This window comes from Mesorhizobium sp. BR-1-1-10 (assembly GCF_020165595.1).
GTDB lineage: Bacteria > Pseudomonadota > Alphaproteobacteria > Rhizobiales > Rhizobiaceae > Mesorhizobium > Mesorhizobium australicum.
Window position 1 is genome coordinate 43,001 of sequence record NZ_JAIUIL010000007.1, and the last position, 20,339, is coordinate 63,339.

The window sequence follows — 20,339 nt, forward strand, 5'->3', positions numbered from 1 at the left end:
ATATTGGTCACGAAGAGCCCTCTGTTTGTCGCAACTCGAAGGAGAACGAATGCTGACGGGAACCTGCCACTGTGGCGCCGCCCACTGGACGCTGGAGGGCGACCCCGGCCCGGTGACGGCCTGCAACTGCACGCTTTGCCGCCGCTATGGCACGCTCTGGGCCTATGATTATGTCGACGAACGCATTCGCGTTTCGGGGCCAATGGGCAGCTATACGCGCGCCGGACAGGAAGACCCGTCGCTCGAGATCCTGTTCTGCCCGCGTTGCGCCTGCGTGCTCGGCTGGCGCGGACTGCGCGCCAGCGCCTCGGGTCGAAGACGCATGGCCGTCAATGTCCGGCTGGCGCCCCCCGAGGCCGTCGCCGATCTGCCGATCGACCATTTCGATGGTCTCGACACGTACGACGATCTGCCGCGCGACGGCCGCTGCGTACGCGACATGTGGTTTTAGAAGATGGTTCGCGGAGCCTGGCGCTCGATGGCTGGAGACAAACCGTCGTCTCGACCGCCTGAAGCCTGCTCACGCGCATGCCCGGTCGCAACAGGTGATACAGGCGAAGGATCCGGCGGCACCACAAGCTGCGGAATTTGCTTGTAGGAAAAGCCGCCGCGGATATCGCCCATCTTGCCGGCGACAATGCCTATCGCCGCCTTTTCGAGATTGCGGTCGTAGGGCGTTTCGGCGGCAGCCGGTACGACCATCACCGCCAAGAAGGCCGCGCCGCACAGAAGCGTCTTCATTCTCGTTGTCTCCCTGCCTGGCTGTGATCTAGCAGGGCGGCGTTGAAAAACGGCCAAGGGACAGGGTAAGCAAAACGCCAAATGGCAGCGTTAACAGTGCCTTATAAAATCGAGCCGGCAAACTGATTCAAGCTGTTGAGGTTTTGATTCAGGCGCGCTGGGCGCGGACCGTATGACCGAGCGCGGTGAATACGGTGCACACGATTCCGGCGACGTCGAGGCCAGCATCGGCATACATCTTCTCTGGCTTGGCGTGGTCGGTGAAGTCATCCGGCAGCACCAGCGGGCGTACCTTCAGGCCGCTTTCGAGCAGTCCTTCATGGGCGAGGAATTGCAGCACATGGCTGGCGAAGCCGCCAATTGCGCCCTCCTCCACCGTCACCAGAACCTCATGCGAGCGGGCCAGCCGCCGGATCAGATCCTGGTCGAGCGGCTTGGCGAAACGGGCATCGGCGACCGTGGTGGAAAGCCCGGCCGCGCCGAGTTCCTCGGCCGCGATGAGGCAATCCTGCAGCCTTGTGCCGAAGGACAGGAGGGCAACCTTGCTGCCTTCCCGGACGACGCGGCCTTTGCCGATCTCCAGAACAGAGCCGCGCTCGGGCATGTCGACGCCGACGCCGTTGCCGCGCGGATAGCGGAAGGCGATCGGCCCGTCGTCATAGCTGGCGGCGGTGCGCACCATGTGACGCAATTCCGCCTCGTCGGCCGCGGCCATTACGACAAAGCCCGGCAGGCTTGCCAGGAAGGTGGTGTCGAACGCGCCGCAATGGGTGGCACCGTCGGCGCCGACAAAGCCGGCGCGATCGATGGGGAAACGCACCGGCAGTTTCTGGATCGCGACGTCATGGACGACCTGATCGTAGGCACGCTGCAGGAAGGTCGAATAGATCGCGGCGAAGGGCTTGTAGCCTTCCGTCGCCAGGCCGGCGGCGAAGGTCACCGCATGCTGCTCGGCAATGCCGACGTCGAAAGTCCTTGACGGAAACACCTCGCCGAACAGGTCGAGGCCGGTGCCGCCCGGCATGGCGGCGGTGACGGCGACGATGCGGTCGTCCTCGCGCCCCTCCTGGATCAGGCTTTCGGCAAACACCTTGGTGTAGGCCGGTGCATTGGCTGGCGCCTTGGCCTGTGCGCCGGTGATGACGTCGAATTTGTTGACGCCATGATACTTGTCGGCAGCCGCCTCCGCCGGCGCGTAGCCCTTGCCCTTCTGGGTGACGACATGGATCAGCACCGGACCCTTGCCGTTGTCACGGACATTTTTCAGGACCGGGATGAGATGCTCCAGATTGTGACCGTCAATCGGGCCGATGTGATAGAAGCCGAGTTCCTCGAACAAGGTGCCGCCGGTGACGTAACCGCGCGCATGCTCGACCGCGCGGGTGATGGCTCGATCGGCCCGCTTGCCTAGATAGGAGGTCAGCTTCTTGCCAAAGTCGCGCAGGCCGACATAGGCCTTGCCGGAAGCCAGACGCGCCAGATAGGCGCTCATGGCGCCGGTTGGCGGGGCGATCGACATGTCATTGTCGTTGAGGATGACGATGAGGCGCGCATCGAGCGCGCCGGCATTGTTCATCGCCTCATAAGCCATGCCGGCCGACATGGCGCCGTCGCCGATGACGGAAATGACATTGTTGCGGCCACCTGAGAGGTCGCGGGCGGCGGCCATGCCGAGGCCGGCCGATATCGATGTCGAGGAATGGGCGGCGCCGAACGGGTCATATTCGCTCTCGGCTCGGCGGGTGAAGCCCGACAACCCGCCTTCCTGGCGCAAGGTGCGGATGCGGTCGCGACGGCCGGTCAGTATCTTGTGCGGATAGGCCTGGTGGCCGACATCCCAGATCAGCCGGTCATCGGGTGTGTTGAAGACATAATGCAGTGCCACGGTCAGTTCGACCACGCCAAGGCCGGCACCGAGATGGCCGCCGGTGCGCGACACCGCGTCGATCAATTCGAGGCGAAGCTCCGATGCCAATTGCGGCAAGTCGCTCTCGGCCAGCGTGCGCAGGTCGGCCGGGACGCGAACCCTATCGAGAAGCGGCGTATGCGGCGTTGCGTTCACGTTGGGCCCAGACTTTCTGTTCATCGGCGGGATAGGCCGCCGGCCGGCGAAAGTAAATGCGTGTCGCTGACGCGGACGGTCAGCCCCTCACCGATCTTCTCAGCCTTCCGGCAGCGGGATGAATTCTTTCTCATCGCCAGGAACGATATCGAAGCGGCCGGTCTTCCATTCCTGCTTGGCCTGCTCGATGCGCTCCTTGGACGAGGAAACGAAATTCCACCAGATGTAGCGCTTCGAACCGAGAGACGCGCCGCCGAACAGCATGAAATGCGCACCCGTCGATGACGATATGACGATCTCGTCGCCGGGCCGGAACACCAGCAGCCGTTCCGCTGGAAAGACATCACCCGAAATCGAGACCTCGCCCTCCAGCGTGTAGATGGCGCGCTCCTCGGCATCGGGCGGGATTTTGACGCTGGCGCCGGGCGCCAGCCGCAAATCTGCATAGAGTGTCTCGGAATCGGCCCGCACCGGAGACCGCAAACCCTGGAAATCACCGATGACGACGCGGCCGCTGACGCCTTCGGCGTCGATTTCGGGAAGCCGCAGCGCCGCTGTGTTCTCGAACACCGGCGCCACCTCTTCCTTGCCGTCCGGCAGAGCCAACCAGGTCTGCAGGCCGGAGATCGACATCGGCGCGCCGCGCAATTCCTGCGGCGTGCGTTCGGAGTGGACGATGCCGCGACCGGCCGTCATCAGGTTCACGTCGCCGGGTTGAATGACCATTTCGGTGCCGAGCGAATCGCGGTGCCTGATCTTGCCGTCGAACAGATAGGTCACGGTCGACAGGCCGATATGCGGGTGGGGACGGACATCGAGCGCCTGGCCCGCGCGCATGATCGCGGGACCCATTCGATCGAAGAAGATGAACGGCCCGACCAGGCGCCGCTTGGCGGTCGGCAAGGCGCGACGCACCTCGAAACCGCCAATGTCCTTGGCGTTAGGGATAACCATCAGCTCGATCTGGTCGCTGGCGAAGGCATCGCCGGCCTCAGGGTCCTTGCCGGGGAAAAAGCTCATGAACTCTCCTCGTCAGCGGTCAGTGGGCGCTTGGGCATATCAGGCGAACCGGATCGCCGCTTTCGCTTTTAATTTGGCCGCCACCTCTTCGCGATTGCGCGGATGCTGGTGGGTTTCGAGGGAATCGAGCAATTCGCGTGCGGATGCCGCGATGGCTTCGACCGCATGATCGAACGCATGCTGGTTCTTGGCAGAAGGCCGCGTCGTGCCGCTCAGCTTGCGGACAAACTGCAGTGCCGCGTCGCGGACTTCGTCGTTGGTTGCCGGCGGATCAAAATTGAACAGGGTCTTGATGTTTCTGCACATCGCTTCCGTATCTCCTCTTGTCCGTTTCAATCGGGACGAACTGTATCCTCAATGATGATCGTGTCCAAAAACCGGTAAGGCTGCTCCGGACCTCAGTCCGCGTCGAGCGGCTCGGTTCCAACCGGCTTGCCGTCGCGCGACAGCCTGATCTTCTCGACCTTGTCCTCGGCGGCCTTCAGCAGCCGGTCGCAATGAACCTTCAGCGCCTCGCCGCGCTCGTAAATCCGGATCGACTGGTCGAGCGGCACGTCGCCACGCTCCAGATCATCGACGATCTTCTCCAGTGCGTCGAGTGCCTGTTCAAAGCTCATCGCCTTGACGTCTTCGTTGATCTCACCGGTCATCATTTATCCTTTCATCAGTCGCCCGACATGGGCGGCGACCGAAAATGCCAATCCCTGCAGATCGTAGCCGCCCTCGAGCAGGCTGACGAGCCGGTTGCCGCCGTGGATTGCGGCGCGCTGCATCAGCTGGCCGGTCGCCCAGTCGAAATCGTCTTCGGTCAGATTGATTTCCGCCAGCGGGTCGCGATGGTGCGCGTCGAAGCCGGCCGAAACGATAATCAGATCCGGCGCGAAATTGTCGAGTGCCGGCAGCACGCGCGACAGGAACGCATCGCGAAACACCTCGCTGCCCGTCCGAGGCGCCAGCGGCGCATTGACGATGTTGCCGGCGCCGGTCTCACTCTTCGCGCCCGTGCCGGGATAAAGCGGCATCTGGTGCGTCGAGCAATAGAGCACCGAGGGATCGTCCCAAAAAATATCCTGCGTGCCGTTGCCGTGGTGCACGTCCCAGTCGACGACCGCGACACGCTCGGCGCCGTGCTTCTTCTGCGCATAGCGCGCTGCGATTGCCGCCGTGTTGAAGAAGCAGAAGCCCATGGCCGTGGTCTTTTCGGCATGGTGGCCGGGCGGACGGGCGGCGACGAAAACGTTGTCGGCGCGGCCCGCAAAGACGTCGTCGACGGCAGCATTGGCGGCACCGATCGCCGTAATCACCGCTTGCCAGCTTTTCGGGCTGGCGGTGGTGTCGGCGTCGATGCGGGCAATGCCTTCGTCGGGGATGGCGGCGCGGACACGCGCGACGAAATCGGCGGGATGCGCGTAGAGGATGGTCGCCTCGTCGCCGTGCGGTGCCTCGACGCGGTCAAGCGTGGCAAAAGCTTCGTCGTCGAGCACGCGCTCGATGGCGCGCAGGCGGTCGGGCCGCTCGGGGTGACCGGGCGGCGTGATGTGTTCGAGAAAGATCGGGTGCGTGTAGAGACGGGTGGCCATGCCCCCTATCTAGTGCCCCGGCGTCGTGATGGCCATGCGTTGCGGCTTGATCGCTGGGGAAAATCGAACCTGCGTCCATTCATGTCGCTGCGGGCATTGGCGTCGCCGGCCCTTCGGCGTAAGGTCGCAACCACTGCCTGGTGCCCGCCGGGCTGTTTGTTTTAGCGGCATTCTGCGACGCCAAGTGATTCCACTTGGCTGCAAATGCCTTGGCGGGAGAATCGGGAACACGGTTGAACTCCGTGGCGTGCCCAACGCTGTGAGGGGGACCGCGCCGGTAAATGCCACTGTCGATGACGGGAAGGCACCGGACGCGGGTCGATCCCGAGCCAGAAGACCGGCCTGGCAGGCATCGTCATCCGCATGGTCAGGCGGATGACATCGATTGCAATCGCAAGGGGACAAGCGATGCCGGAAGCTATGACCGCTCCAATGGGCGATGGATTTGACCAGATTGCGCGCGACGCTGTTTACCGCGCCATCTTCACACGGCGCGACGTCCGCAACCATTTTACATCGGAGACGATCGACGACGAGGTGCTGGCGCGGCTGCTGCTTGCCGCCCATCACGCGCCGTCGGTCGGCTTCATGCAACCCTGGAATTTCATTATCATTCGCGATGCCGCGTGGCGGGCGGAAGTGCGCGACCTGTTCCTGGCCGCGCGAGAACGGGAACTGCCTGAAATCGAGGCAGAACGGCAGGCGCTCTACCGCAAGCTCAAGCTCGAAGGCATTTGCGAAAGCGCTCTAAACATCTGCATCACCTGCGACCGCGAGCGCTCGAAAGGCTCGCCGCTGGGGCGCTGGCACAATCCGGAGATGGATCTCTACAGCACGGTCTGCGCGGTGCAGAATTTCTGGCTGGCGGCACGCGCCGAGGGCGTTGGCGTCGGCTGGGTCAGCATCATCGAGGCGCAAGCGCTGAAAAGCCTGCTGGCCATTCCCGATCAGGTGACGCCGATCGCCTATCTCTGCGTCGGCCGCGTTTCCGAATTCGCACCGAAGCCGGATCTCGAAACACACGGCTGGGGCCGGCGGCTGCCGTTGCCCGAGCTTATCATGAGCGAGACTTTTCGCGGACAAGGCGAAGCGCTGCTCAAATCAGCAGTGGCGCGCCTCGGTACCGTCGCCGGTGCGCCCGCGAGGCCGGTTGATCAGCTCGTCGCGCCGGCAGTGCCCCACCGTGAGCCACCGAAAGAAGCCAGTGCCCTGTCCTTGAGTTCCCTGAACTTCGACGAGGCTTCGGCCAGCCTGGCGTCCCAGGCGGCATCGGGCACCTGACCCTCGATGGTCTTGAAATAGACCTGCATCAGGCAGGCAATGGCGAACGGCTCGATGAAGGCCGCCTTGAAAGCCCAGGCAAAGACGATTGCCAGCACGAAAGCCCAGCCGGCGAGCTGCCCGGGCATGACGTAAAGAATAGCGGCTGCCGGAGCCAGCATCAGCAGGAAAATCACGAACGACACGCCCCACATGATGACCCCTAGCCAGACGGCGTTCTTGACCATGGTCTTGCTGTTCTGGGCGTAGAGCACGACGCCTTGGCGCGCGGTTTCGAACGGCGAGGACGAACTGACGCGGATGTTGTAGCCGAGAATGATCTCGTCGACATAGGTCAGCGACAGGCGAATCACCGTGTTGAGGAACGAAACCAGGCCGCTCAGGCCAGGAATGGGCAGGAAGGCCGCGATGCCGCCGAGCAGGCCGGTGATGGCGCGTATGGCGCCCTTGACCAATTGGTCGACGACGAAAAGGATGTTGGCCTCGGCAAAACGCTCGGTCACGACCTCTTTCGCGTAGGCGATCTGGTTCTGGCCGTTGGGAATATCATGGCCGTCGATCAGATGCACCATGACGGCGATATGGCCCGCCTTGACGACGTAGAGGATGTATTCGCGGATCCAGTAGACGGCGATCGAGACGATGCCGAAACCGACCACGCCGCCCCACATCGCAAAAGACAATGGTCCGTCGGGATCGGTGGAAATATGGCCGACGCCATAGCCGACGGAGGCGCCGGTGCCGGTGGCCACGATGTAGGCCAGCGTGATGCCGAAATAGACGATCATGCGAAAGACAATGAAAGGCCAGGTCCGCATCATGATGGACACCGACCTGCCGATATCGAAATCCCACATGCCCCGAATCTCCCCTCAGAGATGGCTGCGGAGGATGCGCTCAAACCGGCTATTGTCAATTGCAGGCAGTGGCGGGACTGCCATGGTGGTTCATCTTGAAAGCGCTTCCGGCTTTTTCAGCAGGCCTTCGAGCAATTGCTTGAACGCGGCCACCACCATCTTCGATGTCGTTTCGGGATCTTGCGAATTGGCGATGCGCTGCGCGGCCTGGCTGCTCGCCCCATTGATCAGCCGCGCTGCCGACTCCGGGTCGACGCCGGGGACGACCACCCCTTCCCGCTGCAGCGCTGTCAGATGATCGGTCATTGAACCGACGCAGGCATTGGCATTCGACCACAGTGCCGGATCGCCCAGCACAGCCGGACCATCCCGGAACATGATGCGCTGGATTTCCGGCTCCAGCGCCATTTCGATATAGGTGGTGCATTCGTCCACGAAATGCTGCCAGCGGGTCGGCGCCCGCGACGCGACCTCATTCACCCGGGCCGCCATTTCCGCGTCGATTTCGGCGATAACCGCCTCAAGCAGTCCCTTCTTGTCGCCGAAGTGATGATAAAGGGCGCCGCGCGTCAGCCCGGCCGACGCGGTGAAATCATCCATCGACGCTTCGGCATAGCCGATGGTACCGAAAGCCTGGCGTGCCGCGGCGATCAGCTTGGCGCGTGTTTCGGCGATCATCTCCTTGCGCGGTCGATGCATGCTTCTGGCCTTACTTACATACGCTCCGTATGCCAATTGACATACGCGACGTATGCTCTATTTAACACTTATACGTCTCGTATGTAATTGTCGAATCGCCCCTTGTCGAGGAACAGGATCATGCAAAACCCCTATTCGGAAATCTTTCGCGCTCCCGGAGCCAGGGGCTTTGCCGCCGCCGGCTTCATGGCGCGCCTGCCGATCGCCATGGCCCCGATCGGCATCGTGGCGATGCTGTCGCAGACGCGTGGCGAATACTGGGTGGCGGGTGCGGTTTCGGCGACATTCGCCTTGGCCAATGCCTTCCTGGCGCCGCAGATATCGAGGTTGGTCGACCGCCTCGGCCAGACGCGGGTTGTCGTACCCACCACCATCATCTCCGTGCTCGCATTCGCGGCCCTGATCGCATCGGCCAATCAAGACTGGCCGGTATGGACGCTGTTCGCGTCGGCGCTGCTGGCCGCGGCGATGCCAAGCATGCCGGCCATGGTGCGGGCGCGCTGGACCGAGATTTTCCGGGGCCGGCCCGAGATGAACACCGCCTTCGCCTTCGAGTCGGCGGCGGACGAACTGGTCTATATTGCCGGCGCATCGCTATCTGTGGGCCTCAGCGCCGCGCTGTTCCCGGAAGCGGGCGTTGCCGTCAGCACGCTGTTCCTCGCCTTGGGCTCGACAGCCTTCATTCTGCAGCGTTCGACCGAGCCGCAAGTGCGGCCGGTGGACCATGGCTCCAGCGGCTCGGCAATCCGCCTGGGGCCGGTCCAAATCATCACCTTCGCCATGATCTTCATCGGCGCGACCTTCGCGACGACGGAGGTGAGCACGGTGGCGATCACCAAGGAACTCGGCCAGCCGGGCACTGCCAGTCTCGTCATCGGCGTCTATGCGCTGGGCTCCTTCGTGCTCGGCATCATCATCGGCGCGCTCAACCTGAAAGCACCGCTGCAACGCCAGCTCGCCATCGCGGTTGCCTTGGTCGCGCTCGGCACACTGCTGCCGCTTACCGCCAGCACCGTGCCAGCGCTCGCGCTGACTGTCTTCATCAGTGGCGTGGCGATCTCGCCGACCTTCATCACCGCCTTCGGCCTGATCGAGCGGCATGTCCCGGAAGCGATGCTGACCGAAGGCATCACCTGGGTAACCACCGGGATCGGCATCGGCATGGCGCTGGGCTCCTTCGCCGCCGGCGCCGTGGTGGATGCATTCGGCGCCCAGAACGGATTCTGGGTCTCGGTGACGTCAGGCGCTATCGCGCTGATCACGGTGCTGCTCGGCCAGCGCAGCCTCGCCACCCACGAATGCGAGTTGGAAGGATGCGAGGCGGCAATCCCGGCCGAGTGACAGGCAGGGTTTGTCGAGATCAGAGGATCTCGGTCTTGGCGATGTGAATGCCAAAACCCTCGAGGCCGACATAGTGGCGTTCGCGCGAGGCAATCAGGTTAATGGATGAAATGCCGAGGTCCTTCAGGATCTGGGCGCCAAGGCCGATCTCGCGCCATTCGCTCTCGCGCCGGCGCGCCTCTTCATGGTCCTCGCGGTCGCCTGGCGCCGGCCGGTTGCGCTCCTGGTGGGCAACGCCGACCGAGCCTTCCCTGAGATAGACAATGACGCCGCGCTTGCGCTCGCCCATCGCCTTCATGATGCCGTCGAGCCGGTGGCTGGTTCCGAACACGTCGGTCACCACATCCTCCGAATGCAGCCGCACCGGCACCTCCTCGCCATCGCGGATGTCGCCGAAGACGATGGCGACGTGATGCATCGTGTCCCAGGGCAGCGTGTAGGTGAAGACCTGCGCCTTGCCGCCCAGCGTCTCGATGTCGGAGCAGGCGACGCGCTCGACCAGGGTCTCCTTGCGCTGCCGGTAAGCGATGAGGTCGGCGACCGATACCTGCTTGAGGCCATGCTCCTCGGCGAAAGCCGCGACCTGCGGGCCGCGCTTGACGGTGCCGTCGTCGTTGACCAGTTCCGAGATCACGCCGATCGGCGGCAGGCCGGCGAGCTTGCACAAATCGACCGCCGCCTCGGTATGACCCGAGCGCATCAAGACGCCGCCCTCGCGCGCGATGAGCGGGAAGATGTGGCCAGGGCGGACGAAATCGGAGGCGCCGACATTGCCGTTGGCGAGGTTGCGCACGGTCAGCGTGCGGTCGTCGGCCGAAATGCCTGTCGTCGTGCCATGCTTGAAGTCGACGCTGACGGTAAAGGCGGTGGTGTGAGCCGAATCATTGTCGGCCACCATCGGCGCGAGGTTCAGCCGTTTAGCCTCCTCGCGCGGCATCGGCGTGCAGACAATACCCGACGTGTTGCGAACGATGAAGGCCATCTTCTCCGGCGTGCAATGGACGGCGGCGACGATCAGGTCGCCCTCGTTCTCGCGCCCGTCATCGTCCATGACGACGACGATCTCGCCGCGTTCGAAGGCGCGGATGGCTTCGACAATCTTCTTCTGGTCGTAAGACATGGAATGCTCGCTTCGCTCGCAGGGAATAGGGACTGGGCAGTAGGGGTTAGGGGAATAAAAGGCCGGGCTGGCAGCTGACCACTGACTACTGCCTATTCCCTACCGCCTATTCCCTTCCCCGTCTGTCCTCGATGCCGCAGATAGTGGTCGGCAATGGCGCAGGCAACCATGGCCTCGCCGATCGGCACGGCTCGGATGCCGACGCAGGGATCGTGGCGACCCTTGGTCATCACCTCCACGTCGTTGCCGTCTTTGTCGATCGACTTCCGGGGCGTCAGGATCGACGAAGTCGGCTTCACCGCAAAACGGGCGACGATCGCCTGGCCCGTCGAGATGCCGCCCAGGATGCCGCCGGCATTGTTGGACAGGAACACCGGCTTGCCGTCATTGCCCATGCGCATCTCGTCGGCATTCTGTTCGCCGGTGATGCGGGCGGCCTCGAAACCATTGCCGATCTCGACGCCCTTGACGGCGTTGATCGACATCAAGCCGGACGCGATGTCCTGGTCGAGCTTGGCGTAGATCGGCGCGCCGAGGCCGGCAGGCACACCGTCGGCGACGATCTCGATCACCGCGCCAACCGAGGAACCGGCCTTGCGGATACCGTCGAGATACCGCGTGAAAACAGGAATCGAAGCCGGATCCGGCGTGAAGAACGGGTTCTCGGCATCGCCGATGAAATTCCAGTTCCAGTTGGCGCGGTCGATCGACTTTTCGCCCATCGACACGAGCGCGCCGCGCACCACCATGCCCGGCACCACTTTGCGGGCGAGCGCGCCGGCAGCGACCCTGGCAGCGGTCTCGCGTGCCGAGGAGCGGCCGCCGCCGCGATAGTCGCGTATGCCGTATTTGACGTCGTAGGTGTAGTCGGCATGGCCCGGCCGGAACTGGCGGGCGATCTCGCCATAGTCCTTCGAGCGTTGATCGACATTCTCGATCAACATCGACACCGGCGTGCCGGTGGTGATCATCGTCGCGCCGTCCTCGTCGAGGACGAAGCCTGAGAGGATCTTCACTTCGTCCGGCTCGCGGCGCTGCGTGACGAAGCGCGACTGACCCGGGCGGCGCTTGTCGAGTTCGGCCTGGATTTCATCGCGCGTGAAACGGATACCCGGCGGACAACCATCGACCACGCAGCCGAGCGCCGCGCCATGGCTCTCGCCCCAGGTGGTGACGCGGAAAAGATGGCCGAACGTGTTGTGAGACATGGAAAGTGCCCTGCCCGGCATCGAAACCGGCTGAAGCCAGCCTTCTATTGGCGTTTTCCACAGTGGTCAAACTGTGATCCGACGGATTTAGTTTTGACACATTCGGTTGGTTTCTGCTCTCCTCCATTCGCCGTTGAGGATCCGCCGCCACCCAGGCCGGCGCAATGACCAAAGAGGACGATGATGCGTACCCTGATTGGCGCTGTTGCCGCCACGCTGCTGCTCTCCACCGCCGCCTTTGCCGGCCAGACCGAAGGCCTGATCAAGAAGATCGACAAGGACGCGCTGACGCTGACGCTGGACGACGGCAAATCTTACAAGCTGAACGCCGAAACCGATCTTGATGCGCTGAAGCCGGGGATGGACATCGTCATTGCTTACGATGTGACCGATGGCGAAAACGTCGTCACCGACATGCAGCTGCCGGGGGACAGCGACACGAACTAGGAGTTGGCGTCACCGGGCGAGCCACTCCAGGCTCCTGCCTTCAAGTTTGAGCACGCGATCCTGCGGTATCTCCAGGTTCGCGGCCTCGTCCTCGGCCATATCGAGCACGAAGCGAAACAGGGTGCGCATGACGCCCCCGTGCGTCACGCAAATCGTCTGCCCCCGAAGCTCATCGAACCATGGCTTCACCCGTTCGAGCAGCATCTGGTAGCTCTCCGCGCCTTCACCTGGCGGCTGAAAATTCCACTTGTCCAGTGCGCGGGATCGGCTCGCGCCGGGCGACTGCCTCTCAAGCTCGGCGAAGGTAAAACTCTGCCAATCGCCGAAATTGACTTCAATCAGTCTGATATCGGTTCGATAGGCGAGCGGATCGAGCCTCATGGCGGCGCGGATGCGTTCCATCGTTTCGCGCGTGCGTCTCATCGGACTGGCGACGAAGTCGAATTCCTGGGGAGCGCCGACGAGTTCGGCCAGCCGATGCCCGTTTGCGCTCGCCTGTTCGCGGCCGAGAGCATTGAGATCGGTATCGGCCTGGCCCTGAAGCCGGAACTCGGCATTCCACGCGGTCTGGCCGTGGCGCACGATATAAACCAGCGGGTACATCAGCTCTTCCGGAGATCGGGCCAGGGCCTGGACGGAGGAAAGGCGGGGAGAGCTAATCCTTGACCGTCGAAATATCGGGTGCGTCGACCGCTTTCATGCCGACGACGTGGTAGCCGGAATCGACATGGTGCACTTCGCCGGTGACGCCACGCGACAGGTCGGACAGGAAATAGACGCCGGAATCGCCGACCTCTTCCTGCGTGACCGTCTGCTTCAGTGGCGAATTGTATTCGTTCCACTTCAGGATGTAGCGGAAGTCGCCGATGCCGGAGGCGGCAAGCGTCTTGATCGGACCGGCCGAGATGGCGTTGACACGGATCTTCTTGGCGCCAAGGTCGACGGCGAGATAACGCACGCTGGCCTCCAGTGCCGCCTTGGCGACGCCCATGACGTTATAGTGCGGCATGACCTTCTCGGCGCCGTAATAGGTCAACGTCAGCAGCGACCCGCCCTCGGTCATCAGCGCTTCGGCGCGCTTGGCGATGGTGGTGAAGGAATAGACCGAAATGTCCATGGTGCGCAGGAAATTGTCGCGCGTCGTCTCGACATAGCGGCCGGTCAGTTCGTCCTTATCGGAAAAGGCGATGGCGTGCACGAGGAAGTCGAGCTTGCCCCAATGCTTGGCAACATTGGCGAAGACCTCGTCCAGGCTCGCCGGATCGGTTACGTCGCAATGGCCGGCGACAAAGGCGCCCAGTTCCGTGGCCAGCGGCTCGACGCGCTTCTTGAAGGCTTCGCCCTGATAGGTCAGTGCGATCTCGGCGCCGTGATCGACGCAGGCTTTGGCAATGCCATAAGCGATCGACCTGTTGTTGGCGACGCCAAGAATCAGGCCGCGCTTGCCGGCCATCAGGCCCTGTCCACCCGCCATGCGTGTTCTCCGCAAGATATCTGCTTTGTGGAGTGCCTATCGCACAGGCACAGAGCCCCTTCAAGCGTTCAAACCGGACAGTTCGGGGGACAAAAGCTCACGATCAGCCTTTTTGGCCGCGCAACAGCGATTCCAGCGCGCTGTCGCCGCCTTCCGGCAGCATGATGCGCACATGGGCATAGAGATCGCCATGGCCGCCGGCTTTCTCCGGCAAGCCCCTGCCCTTGAGCCGCAGGACCTTGTCCGAGCTCGACCAGGCGGGAACGTTGACCGCAAGCCTGCCTGTCGGCGTCTCGACCGGCACCTTGGCGCCCAGCACCGCATCGGCCAGCGAAACCGGCAGGTCGGCGTGCAGGTCACGGCCTTCGATGCGGTAACGTGGATGCCGGCGGATATGGATCTTGACCAGTGCGTCGCCGGGTTGGCCCGGTCCCTGCTCGCCCTGGCCCTTCAGCCGGATGGTCTGGCCATCCTCGACATAGGCCGGCAGCTTGACCGCAACCTTGCGGCCATCCGGGAACATCGCCGTCACCTTCTCGGCATTGGCCGCTTCCTCGATGGTGACGTCGAGCGTGACGTTCAGGTCGGCTGCTGTCGCCGCCTGGCGGCGGTCGCCCGCGCCTGGCCCGCGCGCGCCTGAAAAGGCATCGCCGAAGATCTGGCTGAAGATATCGCTGTTGCCGTCGAATGGATCGCCGCCCGGACGGCCCGAACGGAACTCGAATCGCGAGCCTCCGGCGCCCTGTTGCTGGCGGCGGAACCCGGCAAAGGGGTCGCCACCGCCGGCCGCACCTTCAAAACCCTGGAAACGCGGCTTGCCGTCGGCGTCGATCTCGCCGCGATCGAAAGCCGCACGGTTCTTCTCGTCGCCGATGACCTCATAGGCCTGATTGGCCGCGGCAAAACGGTCCTTCGCCTTGGGATCATTCGGATTCTGGTCCGGATGATGCTTCTTGGCGAGTTTCCGGTACGCCGATTTTATGTCCTTGGCCGATGCGTTCTTTGCAACGCCCAGCACCTCATAGGGGTCGCGCATGCTTCCTGCCCTGGAAATGAGTTGAGTCCATACTTGCCCCCTATATGCGCTCGCATAGGAAGAAATTCCAGTAGCGGACCTTCATATCGACGGCGGAAAATCAGAGTGCCTTGAAGCCCTGCATGCGCCAGCCGCCGGCACCGGCAAGACAGAGTTCGCCTTGGAACATGGCAACGCCGTCAAAGCTTTCGCGCGAAACCTTGAAGCGGCGGCAGGTCTGGCCGCTGTCCTTCAATTCCGCCAGTTCGGTGATGGAGCCGCGCGAGCCGGTGCCGGTGTTCGCCCACGGCACCGCCTGGCCGCCGAGTTGCTCGATATCGGCGGACGATACCGCATTGCCGATCGTCGTCTGGTCGGAGTCGCGATCCGAATCGGCCGGCTTGGGCGAAGCCGATGTGCTGCTGGTCAGGATCGAGCGGTCGACTTCGGCCTTTTCCAGGCTGAAGCCACCTGCACCGCAGGCCGCGAGCGGCAGGGCGACTGCCACGATCGCCGCTTTCGTGCTGGCTGAAGCGATAACGCCCCATTGCCTGCTGTCAAAAGCTTGCGCGATACGCGACAATCGGCAACCTCCCTGGTCTCGTGACAATTTGAGAAAAACTATGAGTGACACAGAGTTAACAAGCAGTGACTTTACCGAGGCGGCCGAGCCGTTTCGCCTCTTTGCCGCATGGCTGGACGACGCTACCAAGAGCGAAATCAACGATGCCAATGGCGTGGCATTGGCGACCGTCGATGCCGAGGGCATGCCGGACGTAAGGATGGTGCTGCTCAAGGGGTTCGATGAAAGCGGCTTTGTGTTCTACACGAATTTCGAGAGCGCCAAGGGCCAGGAGATTCTTGGCAGCATGAAGGCGGCGATGTGTTTCCATTGGAAATCGCTGCGCCGCCAGGTGCGCATTCGCGGTCCGGTGGAGCTCGTCAGCGATGCGGAAGCCGACAGCTATTACGCCACGCGGCCACGCGGCAGCCGCATCGGCGCCTGGGCGTCGAAGCAATCGCGCCCGCTGGAAAGCCGCTTCGCGCTGGAAAAGGCGGTCGCAGAATACACGGCGCGTTATGCCATCGGCGAAATCCCGCGGCCGAAACATTGGTCGGGCTTCCGGATCGTGCCGAAGACGATCGAATTCTGGCACGACCGGCCGTTCCGGCTGCATGACCGCGTGGTCTTTTCACGCAACGCGGCAGGCGGCTGGGACAAGGCCAGGCTCTATCCCTGAAAAAACCTTCAGCCCTTTTTCCTGGTCATGAATGCCGTGAGAGCGGCGCGCGCCTCGTCGGATTTCAGCCGCTCGCGGAAATGCTCGCTCTCTATCCCGATGCGGGCAACCAGATCGTCGCGTGAGCCACGCATCAGGTCGCGCGCGATCTTGAGCGCTTGCGGTGGCTTGGCCGCGATCTGGCCGGCCGCTGCAAGCACCGAAGCCTCCAGCCCACCTTCCTCGACCACCTCGTAGATCAGCCCGGCGGCCTTCGCGCGCTCGGCCGAAAAGCCCTCACCGAGACCGAGCAGGGCGAAAGCACCCTGCTGGCCCAGGATGCGGGGCGCCAAAAGGCTCGACCCTGCCTCGGGCACGAGGCCGAGATCGACGAAGGGGGTCCGAAACACGGTGCGCGGCGTGGCGAAAGTCAGGTCGCAGTGCAGGTTGATCGTGGTGCCGATGCCGACCGCGATACCATCGACGCCGGATACGATGGGCTTTTCGACCCCGGCCAGGGCGATCAGGAAATCCCAGACTTCGGTGCCGCCATCGCCGCCGGTGGCCACGACCATGAAATCGGCAAGGTCGTTGCCGGAGGAAAAGGCGCCCGGCACGCCGAAAAAGACATGAACGCGGACCGCCGGATCGGCGTCGCCTTCGGCAAGGGCCGCCGACATTTTCGCATACATGGCACGCGTCAGCGCGTTCTTCTTGTCCGGCCGGTTCATGCGGATGATCTGGATGGCGCCCTGGCGGTCGACGAGGATGTGGTCTGTCACGGTGTTTTCCTTGTGAAGGTCAGGCGGAAATCAGTGCCTCGGCGGCAGCAGCCAGGCTGACGGCGCCATCGATGACGCGCTCCTTCAAAGCGCTGGCTTCGCCAAGCAGGTTCTCGGCGAAGAAGCGGCAAAGCGCGATGCGGCCTTGGTCGGCAAGAGCGGCCCGCGCCAGATAAGCGCCGCCGGCGGCAAGCGAGATCAGCCGGAGATACGGTGTCGCGCCAGCCAGCGCCTCCTCCGTCCGGCCCTCGGCCGACAATTTCTGCAGGAAACGCGTCGCTTGCGTCAAATCGGAGAGCGCCTGATCGAGAGTGTCGGCGGTGCGGCCAAAACCTTCGAGGTTCGACGTTCGCACCGCATTGGCGATACCGGCCAGTTCGTCGATATAGCCATGCACATGCTCGCCGCCGCCAAGCGGCAGTTTTCGGGTCACCAGGTCGATCGCCTGGATGCCGTTCGTGCCTTCATAGATCGGCGCGATGCGCGCGTCGCGATAGTACGCGGCCGCACCCGTTTCCTCGATGAAGCCCATGCCGCCATGCACCTGGACGCCAAGCGAGGCGACTTCCACGCCGACATCGGTCGAAAACGCCTTGGCGAGCGGAGTCAGCAAATTTGCACGGTCGCGCCAATGCGCCGCCTCGCCGCCTGACGACACGCGCGCCATGTCGATGGCGTGGGCACAGGAATAACTGATCGACCGCGCGATCTGGGTTAGCGCCTTCATGGTCAGGAGATTGCGCTGCACGTCGGGGTGGTGGACGATCGGCGCCATGCCGGCGCCGGCGTAATCCGCCGCCTTGCCCTGGCGGCGTTCATTGGCATAGGCAATCGCCTTCTGGGTCGCTGCTTCCGCGACCGCGACACCCTGCATCCCGACAGCAAGACGCGCATTGTTCATCATGGTGAACATGCAGGCGAGGCCCTTGTTCTCCTCGCCGATCAGCCAGCCGATGGCGCCAGGCCTGGCGCCTTGAAAACCGTCGCCATAGATCATGGTGCAGGTCGGCGAGGCATGGATGCCGAGCTTGTGCTCGAGGCCGGAACAGAAGACGTCGTTGCGCGCACCGAGCGAGCCATCGTCGCCGACCAGGAATTTCGGCACCAGGAACAGCGAGATGCCACGCGTTCCGGCCGGCGCATCGGGAAGCCGCGCCAGCACCAGATGGATGATGTTGTCGGTGAAATCGTGCTCGCCGTAAGTGATGAATATCTTCTGGCCGAAGAGGCGGTAGGTGCCATCGCCGGCGGGCTCGGCGCGGGCGCGCAAGGCGGCGAGGTCCGATCCGGCCTGCGGCTCGGTCAGGTTCATCGTGCCCATCCATTCGCCGGAGACGAGCTTTGCCAGATATGTCGCCTTGAGTTCCTCGGAAGCGTGCTTGTCGAGCGCCTCGACCGCGCCCATGGTCAGCGTCGGGCCGATGCCGAAGGCCATGGCGGCGGAGTTCCACATTTCGAGTGCGGCGACGCCGAGCATGGTCGGCAGTGCCTGGCCGCCATACTCTTCCGGCCCGGAGAGCGCATTCCAGCCGCCTTCGATCCAGCGGCGATAGAGTTCCTTCCAGCCCGGAGGCGTGGTCACCGCGGCATCCCTGAGCACGGCGCCATGTTCGTCGCCGATTTTATAAAGGGGGGCCACCTCCTCGGAGGCGAAACGGCCCGCCTCACCAAGGACGGCGTCGACCAGATCCTCGCTGAGGTCTCCGAACGCTCCCGTGTCGATGGCGGATTTCATGCCGGCCACATGCTTCAGGGTGAACGCGATATCCTCGACCGGTGCCCGATACATGCCGCTCGATCCTCGCTTATGCATCGGCCTCGCCGACCCTAGGGCCAGTGCCGCCGCAAAACCATCCGCCTTTGGGCGGTCTCCGATCGCCTTTTTACGTAAACGTCAAATTTTGTCACGCTGATTTTGCAATCAGGCAGGGCTGTATTAAATTCGACAGATGCCGGGCCAAATCGACCGGCGACGGAAAACCAGCGACCGGAACATTCCCATGCTTGCCAGACCTGACGCCTATCGCTGCATCGAATGCGGTTTGCCCTATCGGGCAACCGGGTTTTCCTATTATCACGGCGACCTGGGAAATGGTGCCGCCTACTGGTCGGATCGCGGCATATTGTGCTCGCCGCGATGCTCGCTTACCCACCACCGCAAACGCGCCGCCGAAGGTACGCTGCAACAGGAGCCCGCGCCCGACCCGTTCGAATTTCAACCGTTCAGCCGGCGCTAGCTTATCCCGCACCAGGGTCCGAGAAGCATTTTCTTAACCATAGCGGTCCAGGATTTACCCTTGATCAACGGGGATTCCCTGTTTTGAAAAGGACGGCGCGCCTCCTTTGCCGCACGGCGCTTCTCGCTTTCGCGGCAGCGATTGTGCTGGGCACGACGGCAAAGGCTTCGGACTTCTCCGAGCCGTGGAAGAGCGCTGACCGCGCGCTCGTCATCGACGCCTACGAATACAATTCCATCGATTGGGCCCAGCTTGCCACCGACAAGCGCATCGTCGCCTTCATCAACAAGGCTTCCGACGGCATGCCGCCGCCCTATTTCTGTTTCGGCGGCGAGACTGACGTGAAACTGTGCAAGGCACTGTGGAAACGCCACGCGGTGACGCGCGAATTGTTCCAGACACGCAGGGTCGTGGCCAAGGCGCTCGGCATGAAATGGGGCGCCTATCATCTCGCCCGTCCCGGCAATCCGGTCGAACAGGCCAACAATTTCCTCGATTTCGCCGACCCCGCACCGGACGACCTCATGGCCCTCGACATCGAGGGCATCGATCCCTCGCAATGGATGTCGCTCGACGATGCCGAGGAGTTCGCCCGCCAGGTGCATCGGCGCATCGGCCGCTTCCCGGTGCTCTACACCAACGGCAAGACCGCCCAATATATCGCCGACAACCGCTACAAATACCGGCTCTTGTCGCGGCTGCCGCTTTGGTACGCGCGCTATAAGCCTGACATCGACGTGCATTTTCCGATGGGCAACTGGCAGGGCTACGCGCTCTGGCAGTTCTCGGCGCAGGCCAATTGCGGCCGCTTCCGTTGCCCCTACAGGGTTGCCGGCACACCCGACAACATCGACGTCAACGTGGCGCCCACGGATGCCGTCACTCTGCGCCAGCAATGGCCTTTCGGTGGCCTGATCGACGTGCCTGCCGATTATCTTGCCAGCGTACCAGTGCCGCTCTCGCGGGAAGCCGCGCTCGCCGGCAAGGCCACCATCATTTATGCCGATGTGGCGACGCCGCCGACCTTCGAGGAAATAGTCGCCGTGCTTGGTTCGCGCTGGTCAAAATTTCGCGACGGGTTCCGCATGCCAGTCGTGAAGACGGTGCCGCGACGGCCGGGGTTCGGCATTGTCCAATATGTGGCCTGGAAGCGGGGCGGGCAGCCTTCCCCCGAACAGCTTGACGCCGCCTTTGCCGCGGCCGACCCGGTCAGCACCGCTTCGACAACCCTCGACCGAGGTCAGCAATAGCCGCC

22 protein-coding genes, 1 pseudogene and 1 riboswitch are annotated in these 20,339 nt (G+C 63.3%); of the genes and pseudogenes, 7 read left to right on the forward strand and 16 right to left on the reverse strand.

From position 1 onward, the window contains the following. Positions 1 to 49 precede the first annotated feature (49 nt). Positions 50 to 451, forward strand: a complete 402-nt coding sequence (locus LB555_RS16490) for a GFA family protein (RefSeq protein ID WP_140617295.1) — start codon at positions 50 to 52, stop codon at positions 449 to 451. Here LB555_RS16490 and LB555_RS16495 read toward each other — a convergent pair. The 6 genes from LB555_RS16495 to LB555_RS16520 all read right to left on the reverse strand — a co-directional run bounded on the left by LB555_RS16495 (position 448) and on the right by LB555_RS16520 (position 5,403). After that, positions 448 to 741, reverse strand: a complete 294-nt coding sequence (locus LB555_RS16495) for a hypothetical protein (RefSeq protein WP_015318804.1) — start codon at positions 739 to 741, stop codon at positions 448 to 450. The two genes, LB555_RS16490 and LB555_RS16495, sit on opposite strands and share 4 nt — an antisense overlap. A 148-nt stretch (positions 742 to 889) precedes the next feature. Further along, positions 890 to 2,827, reverse strand: a complete 1,938-nt coding sequence (gene dxs, locus LB555_RS16500; RefSeq protein ID WP_224683281.1) for a 1-deoxy-D-xylulose-5-phosphate synthase — start codon at positions 2,825 to 2,827, stop codon at positions 890 to 892. Between the two features lie 75 nt (positions 2,828 to 2,902). Continuing rightward, positions 2,903 to 3,823, reverse strand: coding sequence for a pirin family protein (locus LB555_RS16505; RefSeq protein ID WP_140823327.1), 921 nt, complete (start codon positions 3,821 to 3,823; stop codon positions 2,903 to 2,905). Positions 3,824 to 3,862: 39 nt separating this feature from the next. Next, positions 3,863 to 4,129, reverse strand: a complete 267-nt coding sequence (locus tag LB555_RS16510) for a DUF2277 domain-containing protein (RefSeq protein ID WP_015318807.1) — start codon at positions 4,127 to 4,129, stop codon at positions 3,863 to 3,865. 92 nt (positions 4,130 to 4,221) lie between these two features. Next, positions 4,222 to 4,473, reverse strand: coding sequence for an exodeoxyribonuclease VII small subunit (locus tag LB555_RS16515; RefSeq protein ID WP_015318808.1), 252 nt, complete (start codon positions 4,471 to 4,473; stop codon positions 4,222 to 4,224). Between the two features lie 3 nt (positions 4,474 to 4,476). Further along, the gene (locus LB555_RS16520) at positions 4,477 to 5,403 is read right to left on the reverse strand and encodes a histone deacetylase family protein (protein WP_224683282.1); all 927 of its coding nucleotides are present in this window, start codon (positions 5,401 to 5,403) and stop codon (positions 4,477 to 4,479) included. Positions 5,404 to 5,581: 178 nt separating this feature from the next. Next, positions 5,582 to 5,764, forward strand: a riboswitch (cobalamin riboswitch). Positions 5,765 to 5,835: 71 nt separating this feature from the next. Between LB555_RS16520 and bluB the strand changes: the two are divergent. After that, positions 5,836 to 6,441 (forward strand): annotated as a pseudogene (gene bluB, locus LB555_RS16525) (5,6-dimethylbenzimidazole synthase); the annotation flags it as partial. A gap of 116 nt (positions 6,442 to 6,557) precedes the next feature. Here the strand turns inward: bluB and LB555_RS16530 are convergent. Both LB555_RS16530 and LB555_RS16535 read right to left on the reverse strand, forming a co-directional pair. Continuing rightward, complete coding sequence (locus LB555_RS16530) at positions 6,558 to 7,541, reverse strand: hypothetical protein (protein WP_224683283.1); 984 nt, start codon at positions 7,539 to 7,541, stop codon at positions 6,558 to 6,560. A 90-nt stretch (positions 7,542 to 7,631) separates the two neighbouring features. Beyond that, a complete protein-coding gene (locus LB555_RS16535) occupies positions 7,632 to 8,240 on the reverse strand; it encodes a TetR/AcrR family transcriptional regulator (protein ID WP_140823329.1) in 609 nt (202 codons plus the stop codon). Between the two features lie 120 nt (positions 8,241 to 8,360). Between LB555_RS16535 and LB555_RS16540 the strand changes: the two genes are divergently transcribed. Continuing rightward, positions 8,361 to 9,581, forward strand: coding sequence for an MFS transporter (locus LB555_RS16540; protein WP_015318813.1), 1,221 nt, complete (start codon positions 8,361 to 8,363; stop codon positions 9,579 to 9,581). 19 nt (positions 9,582 to 9,600) lie between these two features. On the opposite strand, the gene ribB is transcribed toward LB555_RS16540, so the two are convergent. Next, positions 9,601 to 10,701: a 3,4-dihydroxy-2-butanone-4-phosphate synthase gene (ribB, locus tag LB555_RS16545; protein ID WP_224595845.1), complete on the reverse strand. Its 1,101-nt coding sequence runs from the start codon at positions 10,699 to 10,701 to the stop codon at positions 9,601 to 9,603. 92 nt (positions 10,702 to 10,793) lie between these two features. Further along, entirely contained in the window at positions 10,794 to 11,909 is a 1,116-nt protein-coding gene (gene aroC, locus LB555_RS16550) for a chorismate synthase (RefSeq protein ID WP_224683284.1), read from the reverse strand. 183 nt (positions 11,910 to 12,092) lie between these two features. On the opposite strand from aroC, the gene LB555_RS16555 reads away from it, so the two are divergent. Next, a complete protein-coding gene (locus tag LB555_RS16555) occupies positions 12,093 to 12,356 on the forward strand; it encodes a DUF1344 domain-containing protein (RefSeq protein ID WP_015318816.1) in 264 nt (87 codons plus the stop codon). A 9-nt stretch (positions 12,357 to 12,365) separates the two neighbouring features. Here the strand turns inward: LB555_RS16555 and LB555_RS16560 are convergent, their stop codons facing one another. From LB555_RS16560 to LB555_RS16575, 4 genes are all read right to left on the reverse strand, one after another. Beyond that, positions 12,366 to 12,959 (reverse strand): histidine phosphatase family protein, encoded by a 594-nt coding sequence (locus LB555_RS16560; RefSeq protein ID WP_140661424.1) that lies wholly within the window; start codon positions 12,957 to 12,959, stop codon positions 12,366 to 12,368. A 52-nt stretch (positions 12,960 to 13,011) separates the two neighbouring features. Then, entirely contained in the window at positions 13,012 to 13,830 is an 819-nt protein-coding gene (gene fabI, locus LB555_RS16565) for an enoyl-ACP reductase FabI (RefSeq protein WP_140661425.1), read from the reverse strand. Positions 13,831 to 13,933: 103 nt separating this feature from the next. Beyond that, a complete protein-coding gene (locus LB555_RS16570) occupies positions 13,934 to 14,866 on the reverse strand; it encodes a DnaJ C-terminal domain-containing protein (protein ID WP_140724792.1) in 933 nt (310 codons plus the stop codon). Between the two features lie 100 nt (positions 14,867 to 14,966). After that, positions 14,967 to 15,428: an RT0821/Lpp0805 family surface protein gene (locus LB555_RS16575; RefSeq protein ID WP_015318820.1), complete on the reverse strand. Its 462-nt coding sequence runs from the start codon at positions 15,426 to 15,428 to the stop codon at positions 14,967 to 14,969. Between the two features lie 40 nt (positions 15,429 to 15,468). On the opposite strand from LB555_RS16575, the gene pdxH reads away from it, so the two are divergent. Further along, entirely contained in the window at positions 15,469 to 16,086 is a 618-nt protein-coding gene (gene pdxH / locus LB555_RS16580; RefSeq protein WP_140617306.1) for a pyridoxamine 5'-phosphate oxidase, read from the forward strand. A gap of 8 nt (positions 16,087 to 16,094) precedes the next feature. On the opposite strand, the gene LB555_RS16585 is transcribed toward pdxH, so the two are convergent. Both LB555_RS16585 and LB555_RS16590 read right to left on the reverse strand, forming a co-directional pair. Then, positions 16,095 to 16,847, reverse strand: coding sequence for a crotonase/enoyl-CoA hydratase family protein (locus tag LB555_RS16585; protein WP_015318822.1), 753 nt, complete (start codon positions 16,845 to 16,847; stop codon positions 16,095 to 16,097). 19 nt (positions 16,848 to 16,866) lie between these two features. Continuing rightward, complete coding sequence (locus tag LB555_RS16590; protein ID WP_224683285.1) at positions 16,867 to 18,636, reverse strand: acyl-CoA dehydrogenase family protein; 1,770 nt, start codon at positions 18,634 to 18,636, stop codon at positions 16,867 to 16,869. Positions 18,637 to 18,847: 211 nt separating this feature from the next. Here LB555_RS16590 and LB555_RS16595 point away from each other — a divergent pair, with 211 nt between their 5' ends. Beyond that, positions 18,848 to 19,084: a hypothetical protein gene (locus tag LB555_RS16595; protein WP_224683286.1), complete on the forward strand. Its 237-nt coding sequence runs from the start codon at positions 18,848 to 18,850 to the stop codon at positions 19,082 to 19,084. Positions 19,085 to 19,167: 83 nt separating this feature from the next. Continuing rightward, a complete protein-coding gene (locus LB555_RS16600) occupies positions 19,168 to 20,334 on the forward strand; it encodes a glycoside hydrolase family 25 protein (RefSeq protein ID WP_263489134.1) in 1,167 nt (388 codons plus the stop codon). The last annotated feature ends 5 nt before the right edge of the window (positions 20,335 to 20,339 follow it).

Bases quoted from the DNA above. Each gene is read 5' to 3' on its own strand.
- LB555_RS16510 (WP_015318807.1), bottom strand. From the start codon at position 4,129: ATGTGCAGAAACATCAAGACCCTGTTCAATTTTGATCCGCCGGCAACC.
- ribB (WP_224595845.1), bottom strand. From the start codon at position 10,701: ATGTCTTACGACCAGAAGAAGATTGTCGAAGCCATCCGCGCCTTCGAA.
- LB555_RS16495 (WP_015318804.1), bottom strand. From the start codon at position 741: ATGAAGACGCTTCTGTGCGGCGCGGCCTTCTTGGCGGTGATGGTCGTA.
- LB555_RS16490 (WP_140617295.1), top strand. From the start codon at position 50: ATGCTGACGGGAACCTGCCACTGTGGCGCCGCCCACTGGACGCTGGAG.
- LB555_RS16515 (WP_015318808.1), bottom strand. From the start codon at position 4,473: ATGACCGGTGAGATCAACGAAGACGTCAAGGCGATGAGCTTTGAACAG.
- dxs (WP_224683281.1), bottom strand. From the start codon at position 2,827: ATGAACAGAAAGTCTGGGCCCAACGTGAACGCAACGCCGCATACGCCG.
- LB555_RS16505 (WP_140823327.1), bottom strand. From the start codon at position 3,823: ATGAGCTTTTTCCCCGGCAAGGACCCTGAGGCCGGCGATGCCTTCGCC.
- LB555_RS16530 (WP_224683283.1), bottom strand. From the start codon at position 7,541: ATGTGGGATTTCGATATCGGCAGGTCGGTGTCCATCATGATGCGGACC.
- LB555_RS16520 (WP_224683282.1), bottom strand. From the start codon at position 5,403: ATGGCCACCCGTCTCTACACGCACCCGATCTTTCTCGAACACATCACG.
- aroC (WP_224683284.1), bottom strand. From the start codon at position 11,909: ATGTCTCACAACACGTTCGGCCATCTTTTCCGCGTCACCACCTGGGGC.
- LB555_RS16560 (WP_140661424.1), bottom strand. From the start codon at position 12,959: ATGTACCCGCTGGTTTATATCGTGCGCCACGGCCAGACCGCGTGGAAT.
- fabI (WP_140661425.1), bottom strand. From the start codon at position 13,830: ATGGCGGGTGGACAGGGCCTGATGGCCGGCAAGCGCGGCCTGATTCTT.
- LB555_RS16540 (WP_015318813.1), top strand. From the start codon at position 8,361: ATGCAAAACCCCTATTCGGAAATCTTTCGCGCTCCCGGAGCCAGGGGC.
- LB555_RS16570 (WP_140724792.1), bottom strand. From the start codon at position 14,866: ATGCGCGACCCCTATGAGGTGCTGGGCGTTGCAAAGAACGCATCGGCC.
- LB555_RS16595 (WP_224683286.1), top strand. From the start codon at position 18,848: ATGCTTGCCAGACCTGACGCCTATCGCTGCATCGAATGCGGTTTGCCC.
- LB555_RS16555 (WP_015318816.1), top strand. From the start codon at position 12,093: ATGCGTACCCTGATTGGCGCTGTTGCCGCCACGCTGCTGCTCTCCACC.
- LB555_RS16590 (WP_224683285.1), bottom strand. From the start codon at position 18,636: ATGTATCGGGCACCGGTCGAGGATATCGCGTTCACCCTGAAGCATGTG.
- LB555_RS16535 (WP_140823329.1), bottom strand. From the start codon at position 8,240: ATGCATCGACCGCGCAAGGAGATGATCGCCGAAACACGCGCCAAGCTG.
- pdxH (WP_140617306.1), top strand. From the start codon at position 15,469: ATGAGTGACACAGAGTTAACAAGCAGTGACTTTACCGAGGCGGCCGAG.